15 protein-coding genes are annotated in these 13,592 nt (G+C 44.2%); 3 read left to right on the top strand and 12 right to left on the bottom strand.

What is annotated here, in order from left to right; genetic code table 11:
* Nucleotides 1–5: 5 nt before the first annotated feature.
* The 10 genes from NSQ76_RS19075 to NSQ76_RS19120 all read right to left on the bottom strand — a co-directional run bounded on the left by NSQ76_RS19075 (nt 6) and on the right by NSQ76_RS19120 (nt 9,086).
* Nucleotides 6–1,019 (bottom strand): FecCD family ABC transporter permease, encoded by a 1,014-nt coding sequence (locus tag NSQ76_RS19075; RefSeq protein WP_024423883.1) that lies wholly within the window; start codon nt 1,017–1,019, stop codon nt 6–8.
* The gene (locus tag NSQ76_RS19080; RefSeq protein ID WP_034281344.1) at nt 1,016–1,954 is read right to left on the bottom strand and encodes an ABC transporter substrate-binding protein; all 939 of its coding nucleotides are present in this window, start codon (nt 1,952–1,954) and stop codon (nt 1,016–1,018) included. The genes NSQ76_RS19075 and NSQ76_RS19080 overlap by 4 nt, the downstream gene beginning before the upstream one ends.
* A gap of 18 nt (nt 1,955–1,972) precedes the next feature.
* Nucleotides 1,973–2,725 (bottom strand): class B sortase, encoded by a 753-nt coding sequence (gene srtB / locus NSQ76_RS19085; protein ID WP_034281345.1) that lies wholly within the window; start codon nt 2,723–2,725, stop codon nt 1,973–1,975.
* 26 nt (nt 2,726–2,751) lie between these two features.
* Nucleotides 2,752–3,522: an ABC transporter ATP-binding protein gene (locus tag NSQ76_RS19090; RefSeq protein ID WP_024427508.1), complete on the bottom strand. Its 771-nt coding sequence runs from the start codon at nt 3,520–3,522 to the stop codon at nt 2,752–2,754.
* Nucleotides 3,509–4,495, bottom strand: coding sequence for a FecCD family ABC transporter permease (locus tag NSQ76_RS19095; RefSeq protein WP_024427509.1), 987 nt, complete (start codon nt 4,493–4,495; stop codon nt 3,509–3,511). Before NSQ76_RS19095 ends, NSQ76_RS19090 begins: the two co-directional genes overlap by 14 nt.
* Nucleotides 4,496–4,528: 33 nt before the next feature.
* The gene (gene isdE, locus NSQ76_RS19100; protein WP_268420463.1) at nt 4,529–5,416 is read right to left on the bottom strand and encodes a heme ABC transporter substrate-binding protein IsdE; all 888 of its coding nucleotides are present in this window, start codon (nt 5,414–5,416) and stop codon (nt 4,529–4,531) included.
* 76 nt (nt 5,417–5,492) lie between these two features.
* Nucleotides 5,493–7,232 carry an NEAT domain-containing protein gene (locus NSQ76_RS19105; protein WP_341055517.1) on the bottom strand — a complete coding sequence of 580 codons (1,740 nt, stop codon included), beginning with the start codon at nt 7,230–7,232 and terminating at the stop codon, nt 5,493–5,495.
* Nucleotides 7,233–7,251: 19 nt separating this feature from the next.
* Nucleotides 7,252–7,905 carry a heme uptake protein IsdC gene (gene isdC / locus NSQ76_RS19110; protein WP_034624143.1) on the bottom strand — a complete coding sequence of 218 codons (654 nt, stop codon included), beginning with the start codon at nt 7,903–7,905 and terminating at the stop codon, nt 7,252–7,254.
* Nucleotides 7,906–7,925: 20 nt separating this feature from the next.
* Nucleotides 7,926–8,384 carry an NEAT domain-containing protein gene (locus tag NSQ76_RS19115; protein ID WP_044334343.1) on the bottom strand — a complete coding sequence of 153 codons (459 nt, stop codon included), beginning with the start codon at nt 8,382–8,384 and terminating at the stop codon, nt 7,926–7,928.
* A 369-nt stretch (nt 8,385–8,753) separates the two neighbouring features.
* Entirely contained in the window at nt 8,754–9,086 is a 333-nt protein-coding gene (locus tag NSQ76_RS19120) for a winged helix-turn-helix transcriptional regulator (RefSeq protein ID WP_025093788.1), read from the bottom strand.
* A gap of 177 nt (nt 9,087–9,263) precedes the next feature.
* On the opposite strand from NSQ76_RS19120, the gene NSQ76_RS19125 reads away from it, so the two are divergent.
* Genes NSQ76_RS19125 through ribD form a run of 3 tightly spaced genes read left to right on the top strand, consistent with a single transcriptional unit; the run spans nt 9,264 to nt 11,974 of the window.
* Nucleotides 9,264–10,118: a VOC family protein gene (locus tag NSQ76_RS19125; protein WP_044334348.1), complete on the top strand. Its 855-nt coding sequence runs from the start codon at nt 9,264–9,266 to the stop codon at nt 10,116–10,118.
* A gap of 16 nt (nt 10,119–10,134) precedes the next feature.
* Complete coding sequence (locus tag NSQ76_RS19130) at nt 10,135–10,896, top strand: GTP cyclohydrolase II (protein WP_024427515.1); 762 nt, start codon at nt 10,135–10,137, stop codon at nt 10,894–10,896.
* On the top strand, nt 10,883–11,974 hold the full coding sequence (ribD, locus tag NSQ76_RS19135; RefSeq protein ID WP_025093787.1) for a bifunctional diaminohydroxyphosphoribosylaminopyrimidine deaminase/5-amino-6-(5-phosphoribosylamino)uracil reductase RibD: 1,092 nt from the start codon (nt 10,883–10,885) through the stop codon (nt 11,972–11,974). The genes NSQ76_RS19130 and ribD overlap by 14 nt, the downstream gene beginning before the upstream one ends.
* Nucleotides 11,975–12,018: 44 nt before the next feature.
* Here ribD and NSQ76_RS19140 read toward each other — a convergent pair whose 3' ends face one another.
* Nucleotides 12,019–12,387 carry a VOC family protein gene (locus tag NSQ76_RS19140; protein WP_024423896.1) on the bottom strand — a complete coding sequence of 123 codons (369 nt, stop codon included), beginning with the start codon at nt 12,385–12,387 and terminating at the stop codon, nt 12,019–12,021.
* 312 nt (nt 12,388–12,699) lie between these two features.
* Nucleotides 12,700–13,548, bottom strand: coding sequence for a polysaccharide deacetylase family protein (locus NSQ76_RS19145; protein ID WP_103131790.1), 849 nt, complete (start codon nt 13,546–13,548; stop codon nt 12,700–12,702).
* Between the last annotated feature and the right edge of the window lie 44 nt (nt 13,549–13,592).

The following is a 13,592-nucleotide window of genomic DNA, read 5'->3' on the forward strand; positions in this document are numbered from 1 at the left end:
CCAACTTAACCCCTCCCTTTCTTTTTTAATAAATAGAGGAAGAAAGGTGCACCAATACAGGCAAGCAGAATACCAACAGGCAGTTCAACCGGTGTAAACCATACCCGTGCTGCTGTATCAGCAAAAACCACAAGTACGCCGCCGCCAAGCATTGAGATCGGCAGCAGGTACCGGTAGTCATCTCCAATTAAAAGGCGGATAAAATGAGGAACGACAAGACCGACAAATCCAATTAATCCGCTCACGCTTACAGCTGCACCCGCCAAAAGCGCCGCCAGTGCAATTAAGAAAAATCGGGTTCGCTCGACTCTAAGGCCGAGCAGCTGTGCTGAATCATCACCAAGCAAAAGAAGATTTGCCGGCTTGATCGCAAAAAAACAAAGACACAATCCAGCAATCGCATAAGGTGACACAAAGCTCAGGTGATGCCAGCTCCGTCCATTTAATCCTCCTGATAAAAAAGGCAGAACGGCCTGCACACGCTCACTATAAAGCACCATAAATCCATTCATGACCGCACCAAGCAGGGCATTGACTGCCACTCCCGCCAGAATCAATTTCAGTGGTGAAACCCCTTGATCGAACGACAAAATATACACAACAAGTGCCGCTAATAAAGCCCCTAGGAAGGCAGCCGCTGGAAGCAGATAAGTGAATTGCGGAAACACAATCATGCTGAGTACAGCAGCTAACCCGCCGCCGGCAGTCACACCGATGATCCCGGGGTCAGCGAGTGGATTTCGGACGACTCCTTGTAAAATGGCCCCTGATGCTGCGAGACAGGCCCCGACGATAAAACCTATGAGAACGCGCGGCAGGCGTAAATCCATGACGATTTTTTCATGGACTGGCTGGCCTGATCCCGTCAAAGCAGCGATCAAATCTGGCAGCGATAATTGAACAGAACCTAATGCAAGCCCTAGGCATATGCCCACACCTAGTGAGATAAGCAGTCCCGGTATCAACCATCTTCGTCTCGACTGTCTTTTTTGAAAATCTAACTCTGCATTCACCTTCATGATGACAATCGCTTCAATCTCTTCTCTAGTTCATCAATCGCCTTTATAACGTCTGCGCCTGGGTTCGTCCCGAATAAATCACTAGGCAGAATCTCCACGCGTCCATTTTTGACAGCTGATACGTCGTGCCATGCTGCATTCTGTTTCATTTCACTCATAAAGCCCGCTTTCACATCGTCAGGATTGCTGTGTGTCATGAGCAGAATGAGATCAGGATCGGCTTCGATCACCTTTTCTGCATTAATTTGAGCGTATTGAGGAAATTTTTCGAGTGCCGGTTCATTCTCAGCAATGTTTGCACCCCCAGCGATGTGCAGCAAATCTCCGCTCAAGGATTGAGGAAGTGCCGCCATATATGTGCCGGGTGCACCGTACACAACGAGTGTTTTCACTTTTTTCTTAGGCTGCTTGACCTGCTTTTTTCGCTCATCAATTTGCTCATTGAGTGCTTTAGCCTTTTGCTGCTTTCCGAGCAACTCCCCAAATAACGAGATTTGGCGCTGGATGTCCTTCACTGAATTGGCACTTGTCAAAAGAAGCTGTGAATCAATTCCTTCTATTGTAGAGATGTCCTTGCTGTTTAATTGTTCATTTCCAAGCACCACATCAGGCTTTAAGCTTGTGATCAGCTCTACATCAAATTGATGTGTTGTGCCAATCGTTTGTACGGACTTTGCCTTTTGTAAGCTGTCTGGTAACTCAGCAGTTGGCCGGCCGACCGCCTTACCGCCTAAAGCATACAGAATACTCATGTCCCCGGTCGACAAGGCGACGATACGCTGAGGGGATTCATCAAACGACAGCGTTCTTCCGGTAAAATCCTTTATTTTCAGCGCTCCTTGCCCGCTTCCTTTCTCTACCGGTGCTGCCTGACTGCATCCGCCGAGGAGAAGCATCAAGACGAGTCCCGCTAAGATCACATGTGAAAATTTCAACCGTCTGTCTCTCCTTTTCTAGTAAACTTTCTTTAGCTTTGCCTGTACCACGAGACGCCCGCTTTTAGGTGCAAGCACATGATCACAGGTCGATAAGGTGAGGATGAGGTCATCTGTGGACACGTCTGTCTTCGTTTGATAGATTGATTTCTTCCGCACAGCTTGCAAGTAGTGCGCATATTCGCCAAGATCTTGAAAATCGGTTTGAATATAGTCAAAGTCAACCGTCGTTTCATACACAGCAAAAATCTCCGCTTCATAGCTTTGATACAGCGTATCGTACTGAAATGTCCGGTGCTCTTGGAAGAAATCTTTTTTTAGATAGTTTGTGAGTCCAGCGAACATGGATCCATCCCTCATCCGATGGCCGTACACCACTGTATTTGGGCTTTCATGCAGGACATCATTACGATAATCCATAAAGATACTGCCTGCCCGGGTGTCGTTTTTTAAATAATTGCGAGTTAAGTAGAACGCATTATCGTGAGATTGAACAATCGGATACTGAATCATCGTGTCTTTCATATTGATCCAGCCGACAATGTCCTCATTCACCTTCCGCAGCTCATCAAATGACGAACGGATCTTTCCCTGCTCCCGTTTTTCAGTCATATCTTCTTCATATCCATACATCGTCTGAGCCTTTGCAAGCACCTGGCGATTTTGATAATAACCGAAAAGTTCGAAGCCGATGGCTGTCCCGCTGTAAATAAATACACCTAAACAAACGATCGTCAGCATCCGCTGCCAAAGCCGTTTTCCTCGTTTCACACTGTCTCACCTGCTTTTTGCCCAGCTTATATACCAACAGGCACGATGTACATCCCTGTTTCTGCATCCTGTCTAATCGTGACGGACACATCATAAATGTGCCGCACGTTTTCCTCTGTTAACACATCGTTTGGCTGTCCTTCACTGATAACCTGTCCATCCTTCATCGCTATGATGATATCGCTGTAGCGGACAGCCTGATTCATGTCGTGCAGCACCATGACAATCGTTAATCCATGCACGGCATTCAGTTCACGGATCAGCTCAAGAATGTCAAATTGATAGTAAATATCCAAATAAGTTGTCGGTTCATCTAAGAAAAGGATCGGTGTTTTTTGCGCAAGTGCCATCGCAATCCATACACGCTGCCGCTCTCCACCTGACAGAGAGGCGAGCGGCACCTTTCGTTTGTCCGTTAGCTTTGTACTGGACAGCGCCCACTCTATCGCTCTCTCATCCTCTTCCTTGTCTCCTCCGCGCATCGTCTGGTACGGCGTTCTGCCGAATGCCACGACCCGTTCGATCGTTAAATCAAGCGGCGCTTCATTTTGCTGATGGACGACAGCGAGCTTTTTTGCCAGCTCCTTTGGCTTGAACGTATTCAGCGTTTGCCCGTCTAAGTGAATTTGCCCTTTATTTGGACAATGATTATTCGACATTAAGGAAAGCAGTGTGGATTTTCCCGAGCCATTTGGACCGATAATGGTTGTGATTTTCCCCTTTTCAATCTTTGTTGTGACTGATTGAACGATGTCCTTCTGCTGGTCATATGAGAATGACACCTCACGAATGTCCATGGAGACGGTCCCCCCTTCTTAATAAAAAGATCAGAAACGGCCCGCCAATCACGGCCATGATCGTAGAAGCAGGAATCTCATTTGGCGCCACAAGCGTCCTGCCAAGCGTATCAGCCGTCAAAATAAGCAAAGCCCCGCTTAACGCAGAAAATGGAATCAGTACCCGGTGATCCGAGCCGACAAGCCTTCTTGAAATGTGCGGAATGAGCAAGCCGACAAAGGCGATCACGCCCGCTACTGCAGCTGTCACCGCCGCAAGTAAAACGGCTGTGATGGAAATCAAAAGGCGCATTCTGGTCACACGCAATCCTAAATTTTTCGCTGTCTTGTCCTGAAGAGCCAGGAGGTTGCACCACCTGCTGAAGAAGAGTGCAACGACAAGGCCGGCAACACCATAGACACCGATTAAACGGACATCTCCCCACGTTTTCATCGTGAGATTCGACTGTCCCGACTGATTAATCGTGATATTGAAATAGCTGCAAATGGTCACAAATGCTTCAGCCATTCCAGTAAACATGGCATTGATGGCGATCCCAACCAAGATCATGCGGATTGGGCTTAAACCACCCTTCCAAGACAGAACATACACGAGGAAGCACGCAATAGCTCCGCCTAATACCGAAAATAAAGGAGAGTAGAAATAAAATTGAGGAAGCGCTGTAATCGCCATTAATGAAAAGAAGCTGGCTCCTGATGAAATGCCAATGACGCCGGCATCAGCTAACGGATTCCTCATGACCGACTGCAGCAGTACACCAGAGACAGATAAGGCGGCCCCTGTAAACATCGCGATAAGCATGCGGGGAATTCTCAAATCTTTAATGATTTCTACCTGTGCATGTTGACCGGTGATGAGCCCTTCTAATAATTCAATTGGGGTGACATGAATGCTCCCAGTAATGGCTGAATAAATAAACACGCAGACCAGTAAGAGACTGACTATCAGAAATAAAATCCCTGTTTTTTTCATCTTGAACGTCCTTTTATCATTAAGATTCGCCGCTTATGACGGATACAACATACGAGTCAATTCATCTAATGCTTCTGCTGCCTTTAAATTGCCTGTTGTCCCGAATAAGCTTTCTTCGAGGTCATACACCCGGTCTTGTTTGACCGCATTGAAATGTTTCCAGATGTCATTTGTTTTGAATTCTTCATCAAACATTTGGACGACTTCGTCTGGCATCCCATGTGCGGCCCGGAGAATGATATCTGGATTGGCTTTTTGTAAATATTCCGTATTGGATGCCAAATACTCCATTTTCTCGCCTTCCACAATGTTCTTTCCTCCTGCGATACGCACAAGATCACCAATATATGAATTCTCTGTCGCCACCAAATAACTGCCTGGCACACCAAGCAAAATCAGAACGGACGGCTTGCGTTTTCCTTTCGTCCTCTCTTGAATGTCTTTCTTTTTTTGCTCAAACTCAGACACAATGCGTTCAGCCTGCTTCTTTCTGTCATACTGATCTCCAAGCTTCGTGATGGCCTTCTCCATGTTGGACATGCTCTCAAGATTTAAGTATGTAGCAGGGACACCTGCTTGCTGAAAGGGTGTCTCTAAATCATATTGAAGGGTTGTGACAGACAGGACATCTGTCGGTTGAAGTGATTGGATGATTTCCATGTCCGGGCTCATTGGGTTGCCGACTTCCGGCAGTCCTTTGTAACGAGCTGGCAAGGATTTTTGACTTGTTGGCACCCCGACAAGATCCACCTCTAAAGCATCCATGATCTCCGCAGCAGCTACAGTCGTTGCTACAATGCGCTCACTTGATTCAGCGCTTTTTTTGCCTTTTGCTGAGCTTTCTGCTGACTGTGAGCAGCCCGATAAGATCACGCACACACTGAGAGCAGCGATCAAGGTACATAACATTCGATGCTTCAAAAACGGAAGCCTCCTTTCGAAAAAAGAGAGTGGATGCGCCGACATAAATGGCGCATCTCACTTAAAATAAAACGAACTATCTTGTCCGTGTTTGATATTTTCTAACGAGTACGAATAACGAAGCGCCGAATAAAAGAATATACACCCAAAGAAGAGAGGTATCTCCCGTTTTCGGATTCAGCTGTCCAGACTCAGATTTGGTTTGATCATCTGATGGCGTAAATGTCATCTGCTCCGCACCCGTTTCCTCAGGTGCTGCATTCTCAAGTTGATTTGTTTGAGAATCGTGATCATTTGGATTTTTGACAAAGCCGATACTCTCATCGTCTCCAATGACTGTTGAAATTCCGCTTCCCTCACCGAGAGCGATTCCTTTTGTGTCATAGACAAGTTTGACATCATACTGCTCATGGTAGTTCGCAGCTGGAATATCAATTTTTACGCGTGCAGCCTGAGCTCCACTTAAACTTTTTGCTTCATATTGAATAACGCGTGTATCTGCTTTTTCATCTGTTTTCGCGACAAGAGTCTCTTCAAACTTTCCGCCTGTTCCTACTTGGAATGACGTGATGGCTGAGCTGTTCTTCACTGTATATGAAACGAAATGGCGGCCATTTTTTACAACCAGTGTCGCAGGACTCACGACGTAATCGTTCATGCGAGAAAGCTCATCCTTATCTGCTTTCTTCATTGAGAAAGGAAGCTTGTATACACCATCTTTTAGCTGAGCCGTCTCTTGATTTGCTCCGCCGTTATTTGTTTCTGTTGTTGGTGTGTTTGGTTTTGGTGTTGCTGGTGCAGTTGGTTTTTCTTCCTCTACCACCTGCCCGTCCTTCACTGGAGCGATACTCTTTGAATCAAATTGAAAACGAATATCGTAGGTTTGGTCATAGTTAGCGGCTGCTACTACAATGTGTACTTTTCCTTTGACCTCGTTTTTCAAATCATCTACATCAAATGAAACCACTCTTGTATTCTTTGCTTCATCCTTGCTGACTGTTTTGGCTTCTTGATAAGAACCGTTTTTCTCTGTTTTTAAAGAAGCGACAGACTTATGGTCCTTCACCGTAAAGGAAATGGTTTGCTTTCCATTTTTGACCGTTAAGGATGCAGGGTGTGAGAAGTAATCACTCATTCGAGATGCCTCATCCGTATCCCCTTTTAGCACACTGTAATTAATACGATATACGCCATCTTTTAATTGATTTTGCGCAGAATCATCTGGTTTTGGTTTTGGTTTTGGTTTTGTGCCATTGTTATTGCCTGGTGTTGTCGGTTGATCGTCTGGTTTTGTACCGTTTTGGTCATCTGGCTTTGTTTCATTATCGTCTGGTTTTGCAGGCGTAACGAGTGTTAGGCTGCTTTGATCAAATGCAAGCTGTACGTCATATGCTTCGTCATAAATAAAGCCGCCTAAATCCCAGTAAATTTTCACCCAGCCGTTTAATTTCGCTGATAAGTCGTCGACATTAAATTTGATCACACGTGTATTGGCTGTTTCGTCCTCACTGACCGTTTCAGTGGTAACGAGAGCACCATTTTGTTCGACCTTGAAATCTGTTATTTCTTTGCTTTGCTTCAGTGTGACATAGGCTGTTTTTTTGCCATTTTCCACAATCAGCTTAGCTGGCTTTTCTGTATAGGTATCCATCATGGACGCTTCTGTGCTGCCATTTTTTAAAATGGTGAATCCGACTGTGTATTCACCATCAACGAATGATGCCGCTTGAGCTGTTCCTTGAGGAATCTGAAACGCAGTCAACAAACTGAATAAAACGAGCAGAATGGCTGCCTTTAGATGAAAAAGACGTTTCAAATGGTGACACTTCCTTCCGTTAATGCTTGATGATCCACTTTCTTGCTAAAAACCCGCCTGAACATAAGACAAGCACAAGGAGCCACCCTGTTTGGCTTGTATCACCAGTTTGAGGATTTTCTTCTTGTTTCGTTGTGGATGAATCAGCTTTGTTCGTTGATTCTTTTGATGGATGCTGACTTTCTGCTGCACCCGCTGATTGATTTGCACTGTTAGACGAAAGTGACTTGATGCTGCTTTCATCAAATTTCAGCTGAATGGTGTAATCATGATCATAATCAGCAGATTTCACAGTGACATGAATTTTTGACGTGATTGGTTTAGACAAGCTTTGAGCCTGGAACTGAACGAGCCTTGTATTGGCTTTTTTATTTGTTGAGAGAACGGTTGTATCGACATAGCCGCCATTTCCTGGTACTTTAAATTCCGTTACCCAGCTGCTATTTTTAATCGTCATTTGCACTGTCAGGTTCCCATTTTTCACTATCACTTTTGCTGGTTTCAGCCAGTAATCATTTGCCATTGAGACCGCATTTCCTTCAGCTTTCAGCACTGTATAATTGACGGAGTATGTACCATCCTTTAATGCGGCAGCCTGTGCGTTTGAAAAAGGCAGCATAAGTGCCAGTAAAAAAACCGCCATGAAGACTGACAGCCTCATTCTTATTTTCATCAAGCGAATTTCCTCCCTTTCTATTGAACAGATGCCGCATCAAACTTGAGACGAATGTCGTAATTGCCTGTATATCCGATAGCCGGTACAGTCACACTCACTTTTGCTGGTACGACCTCAGTCAGGCTGTTCACATTGAATTCTACTGTCCTCTTATTCGCAGCTGTATTTGTACTAATCACCTTCGCATCTTTGTAGACACCTTGATCGAGCGTCTTAAAGCTTGTGATCCAAGAGCTATTCGTTAACGTGACTTGTGCTTTGATTTTTCCATCCTTGACGACAAGCTTGGCTGGTTTTTCGAAATACGTATTCGCTGTTGAAGTCGAATCGCTATCAGCCTTCCAAACCACATATTGCGCTGAATATTGACCATCTGCTAAGCCAGCTGCTGAGGCTGAGCTAACAGGAGCTAGAGCAAATAATAAAACAAAACTAAGGAATAATAATACGGGTGATGTTGAACGAATGACTTTCACGTGAGCCCTCCTAAATGATATTGATAATTATTCTCAATAGACAATAAAAAAAATAACCTTCATAAGTGCTGGAACACACTTATAGATGATTATGATAATCATTATCAATTGAGTTGAAAAAATAAATCTTTGCTTCCTAAAGTCAAAGATGTCTGCTTCTAAATGATGGATTGATAAGAGTTTTAGGCAATCTGTCCCATTCATAATACCATGGCATAACCTCCATTCCATTACAGGGAAAAGAACCCTCTTCTCCTTGATATTATATAATGGGTGAAATAATTGTCAATATCATTTTTCATACTATTGTCTTAGTTTTCTGGAAAATCACACAAAAAAATTTCGATCAGACACACTGATCGAAATGGATTAAGAAGGAACATGTTCCTCCATTTTGCTGTTTTTACGCTCTAAAGACCAAGCATACATTTCACGAATAATCGGTTCAATTTTCTTCCCTTGCACCGTTAATTCGTATTCAATCCGCACTGGAATGTCGGGATATACTTTTTTCTCAACAAGTCCCTCAGCTTCTAAATCCTTCAGCCTTTCTGATAGTAATCTTCCGCTGATGTTCATTTCATTTTCAAGCTGACAAAAACGCTTAGGCCCTGTCAGAAGCTGATTGATGATGAGAATGACCCATTTCTTGCCTAGAATCTCCATGGCATCTGTAATTGGGCAGCCATCTACTTGTGCCATATCTTACTCCCTCCTGCTTTTTTCTCTTTTTTTCATTATAACATAATTAATTACTTGAAATAAGTCACTAACTATTATATAGTTTAGTTACTAAAAGTAACAAGGTATTCATTTTTTATAGATTTTCAAAAACATTTGAACATGCCGATGCATATATCATGAAGGAGATGACCGAGCTTGAAGACAATTGAGCAGCTAAGGTTGGGTGTGACAGAATTACATGTGTCCAGCTTTGATCGTTCTTTACCTTTTTATACAGACATTTTAGGATTTTCTATATTAGAAAAAACAGATTCCACGGTGACACTTGGCAGCAATGCAAAGGAACCGATTCTTTTGTTAAAAGAAGATGCACAGCTCAAAGAGAAGCCTGATCATGAGCCAGGACTTTATCATTTTGCTGTTTTATTACCTACCAGAAAAAACCTGGGCACATGGCTGGCACATGTGATCAAAAAAGGCTATCCTTTAATTGGAGCAAGCGATCACTTTTTCAGTGAAGCCATTTATTTAAGTGATCCTGACGGCATTGGCGTAGAAATTTATGCGGACCGTCCTCAGGACATTTGGGTAGGTGAGCATGGAGAACTGAAAGGTGGCGGAAATTCACCGCTTGATGGAGATGGACTCCTGCAGGAAGCCGCTGATACCACATGGGAAGGACTCCCTGCGGGCACAGTGATGGGACACTTGCATTTCCATCTCAACCCAGAAGAAGCAGATCCTTTTTATGTCCATACACTCGGTTTTCATATCCGAATGGCTCCACCAGCAAGCCTATTTATCGCGGCTGGTGTGTACCACCACCACCTTGCCTTTAATGCATGGGGACGCGGACGAAAAGGAGCCATTGATCCACGTTTCTCAGGAATTAGAAGCTATACACTGGTTTTCCCAGAAGAAGCAGACAGACAATCCGTCATCGAACGCCTGACAAAAGCAGGCACCCAAGTCAACACGACAGGAAAAAGCAGCGAATTTGTTGATCCATTTGGCGTTCTCGTTCGTTTACAGATTGAAGAAACAGACTAAAAAGAAGGTGCAGAATATGGACAAACACACAGAGCTTAAAACAGCCATATTAAAAGATAAAATCAAACGAGTACAGCAAGAAGACGGGTATATATATATCACTGGACCCATTAAACTCCCAGTGAATTTAGACGGCAGAACCGTCATGTTTAACTGGTATTCATGGTTAAAAGATGATGGAAAAGAGCCATTGTCGGATGAAGCTTTAATTGAAAGCCTCTCGTCCCGCCAGCTTGCTGATCATCAGCAGTCAAGCGTTCTTGTATATGGGGATTTTGAGCATGCTGACGAAGCTCTTATCCGCATGCATTCCATTTGCCACACTGGCGATATTTTCGGAAGCAAGCGCTGCGACTGCGGATTCCAATTGAAGCAGTCTATGCGAATGATTGAGGACAATGGAGCAGGAGCCCTGTTTTACTTAGCCAATCATGAAGGCCGCGGCATTGGTCTTTTCAGTAAAGCCATGGCTTATATTCTTCAAGAAAACGGCTATGATACAGTAGAAGCGAACGAAGCACTTGGTTTTGAAGATGACACACGTCAATACGAAGAAGCCATTGCCGTTCTTCAAACACTTCGTACAAAGCCGGTCAGACTCATTACCAATAACCCGAAAAAGACAGATGCGATCAGCCATGCAGGTTTATCTCTTTCTGGACGCATTCCACTTTGGGGAGATGTCTCTGAATTTAACGAAAAATACTTGCAGACAAAAATCAACCGCTCAGGTCACATGAAGGCGGAGCAAGAGGTGCGTACGATTGCCACATCATGAGCGATATATGAAGCTAGCCCTTGATAATGCACGGGCAATGAAAGGTCAGACATCTCCGAATCCGCTCGTCGGGGCTGTGATTGTGCGAGAGAATGAAATTGTTGGAGTCGGTGCTCATATGAAAGCCGGTGAACCGCATGCTGAAATTCATGCACTTAACATGGCCGGGGACAAGGCAAAAGGAGCCACGATTTATGTGACCCTTGAGCCTTGCTCCCACCATGGACGTACAGGCCCTTGTGCGGAAGCGCTTGTAAAAGCCGGCGTCGAAACTGTTGTCGTGGCAGCACTTGATCCGAATCCGCTTGTCGCTGGCCGCGGGATTGCCATTTTACAAGACGCGGGTATCCAAGTCATCACGGGCGTACTTGAACAGGAATCCATTTTGATGAATGAAGTATTTAATCACTTTATTACGAAAAAAACACCTTTTGTGACGCTCAAAGCGGGCATTACCTTAGATGGGAAAATCGCCTCTTCCACGTCTGACAGCAAGTGGATTACATCTGAGACATCCCGTTATGATGCTCACCATATCCGCAGTATCAATGATGCGATTTTGGTCGGTGCTCAAACCGTCATTCACGATGACCCTTCATTAACTGCGCGGATTCCAAATGGAAACAATCCGATTCGAATTGTCTTAGACTCAAAGCTGTCAACACCACTGACAGCAAAGATCGTCACCGATCAGATGGCACCTACATGGATCTTTACAACAAAGCAAGCCGATGAGGAAAAACGAGCGGCCTTAGAAGAAGCTGGCGTTCGTGTCTTCATGACAGACAGCGACACGCGGGTGCCCCTGCAAGAAGTGCTTCAAGTGCTGGGAGAAAAAAATATCTCCTCTCTCATGATTGAAGGCGGCGGCCAGATTAACGCCTCGTTCTTAGAACAGCAGCTTGTAGATAAATTGGTCATCTATATGGCGCCTAAGCTCATTGGCGGACGACTTTCCCCTTCCTTTTTCGGAGGCGAAGGCATACGCCTCATGAGTGATGCCATTGAACTGGATCAACTCACCGTGGAACCACTTGGAAAAGATATTAAAATAACGGGCTATCCCGTTTATCAATAACAAGTAGGCTGTCGAGGAAATCTCGACAGCCTTATTTTTGTCTTCTAGTCTCTTCTCTCTAAAAACTCAATTCGATTCCCAAAAGGATCTTCTACATAAAACCGATTGGCACCCTCCAATGGCTCATCTTCTTTTATACTAATCTGATGCTTCAATAATACCTCTTTTAATTCCGATAGGCTCTTTACAAGAAAAGCTGGATGAGCTTTCTTTGCAGCTTGAAAATGTTCCTGAATGCCAATGTGAAGCTGATGATGACCGCATTGGAACCAGACACCTCCGCGTTTAGCTAAATTACTAGGCTTAGGTATTTCTTTCATCCCTAAAATTTCGCCAAAAAACAAACGAGCTTTCTCTTCACTGCCTTTTGGGGCAGCTAGTTGAACATGGTCGATTCCAAAAAAGTTTGACATATTCCCTCTCCCTTTCTTTTCTCAATTGGTTTTTCTATGTAGGGTTTCTTAAGTTTTGCGTTGCTGAGCAATATTTGATTCTTACTTCATTGGCGGGCTTGATACTTTGAGTCTTTCATTGAGGTGTTTCTTACGATGTAGGGTTTGAATGACAATTTTAAAAAACAGAACTCCCCTGGTCATGAAAGTTCTGTCTATCTAAGTGTCTCTTATAATAACAGTTGAAACCAAGACATATCATGTCAAGGTGTATGGGCGGTGATTCATTTTGGTGAAACTTGTCGTAAAATGTTTCATGTGAAACATTGATCGTTACTTCCCTTCGACCAGCCTGCCAAAGCTTTCTGGTGAAAGTCCCGGTGAAATGCGGACGCGGTGCAAGGACATCATGCCTTGTTCCTTCTTCGCATGTCCTGGTTCAGTGGTGACAGCCATTTGATATCCAGCATCCTTCGCCAGCTTCAACGTCTCTTCATTATAGCGCCCGACAGGATAGCTGACCATTCTCGTACGCTGAGAAAACCGCTGATCGAAGAATGTCTTTGATCCTTTTAACTCTTCTTCCTGCTGCTGTTTTGATAATCGATTGAGCTCTAAATGATGAATCGTATGACTCTCAATCGATATCCCATGTGCCATCATCTCATCCATTTGCTCATCCGTTAAGTGATTTGGACGGCCAATGGATTGCTCAATCATGAAAATCGTTGCTTTCATTCCATACTGCTTTAAAATTGGAAATGCCTTTGTATAGTTATCCGTATATCCATCATCAAATGTAATGAGGACACTCTTCTTACTTGGCATCGAATTTGTTGTGAAAACGCGGTACGCCTCTTCTGGCGACAGTGTGACATAGTCATTGTCCTTCAGCCATTTCATATGAGATGCAAATTCGCTCTTAGGCACACGTAACGAGTTGCCGCTTGAGATACTATGATACATCAAAATCGGAAGCTCGACCGGCTCCTTTTGCTTCATCCAGGTTTTTGTCTCTATCACTGCCGTTTCTTTTTTCTGCTGAATCTCTTTTGTTTGTAATGGACCCTTTTCCTCTTTGACGACTTGCTGGCTTCCTTCCGCCTGCTCTTTCATTCCCATACAGCCCGAAATGAGCAGCAGCATAAGACCAATCGTCATCAGCCTACATGTTTTCTTCATTCACCAATCCTGCTTTCTCTTTATCTACCGAATGATTATAACAG

It is taken from the genome of Bacillus sp. FSL M8-0256 (assembly GCF_038005765.1).
Classification (GTDB): domain Bacteria; phylum Bacillota; class Bacilli; order Bacillales; family Bacillaceae; genus Bacillus; species Bacillus safensis.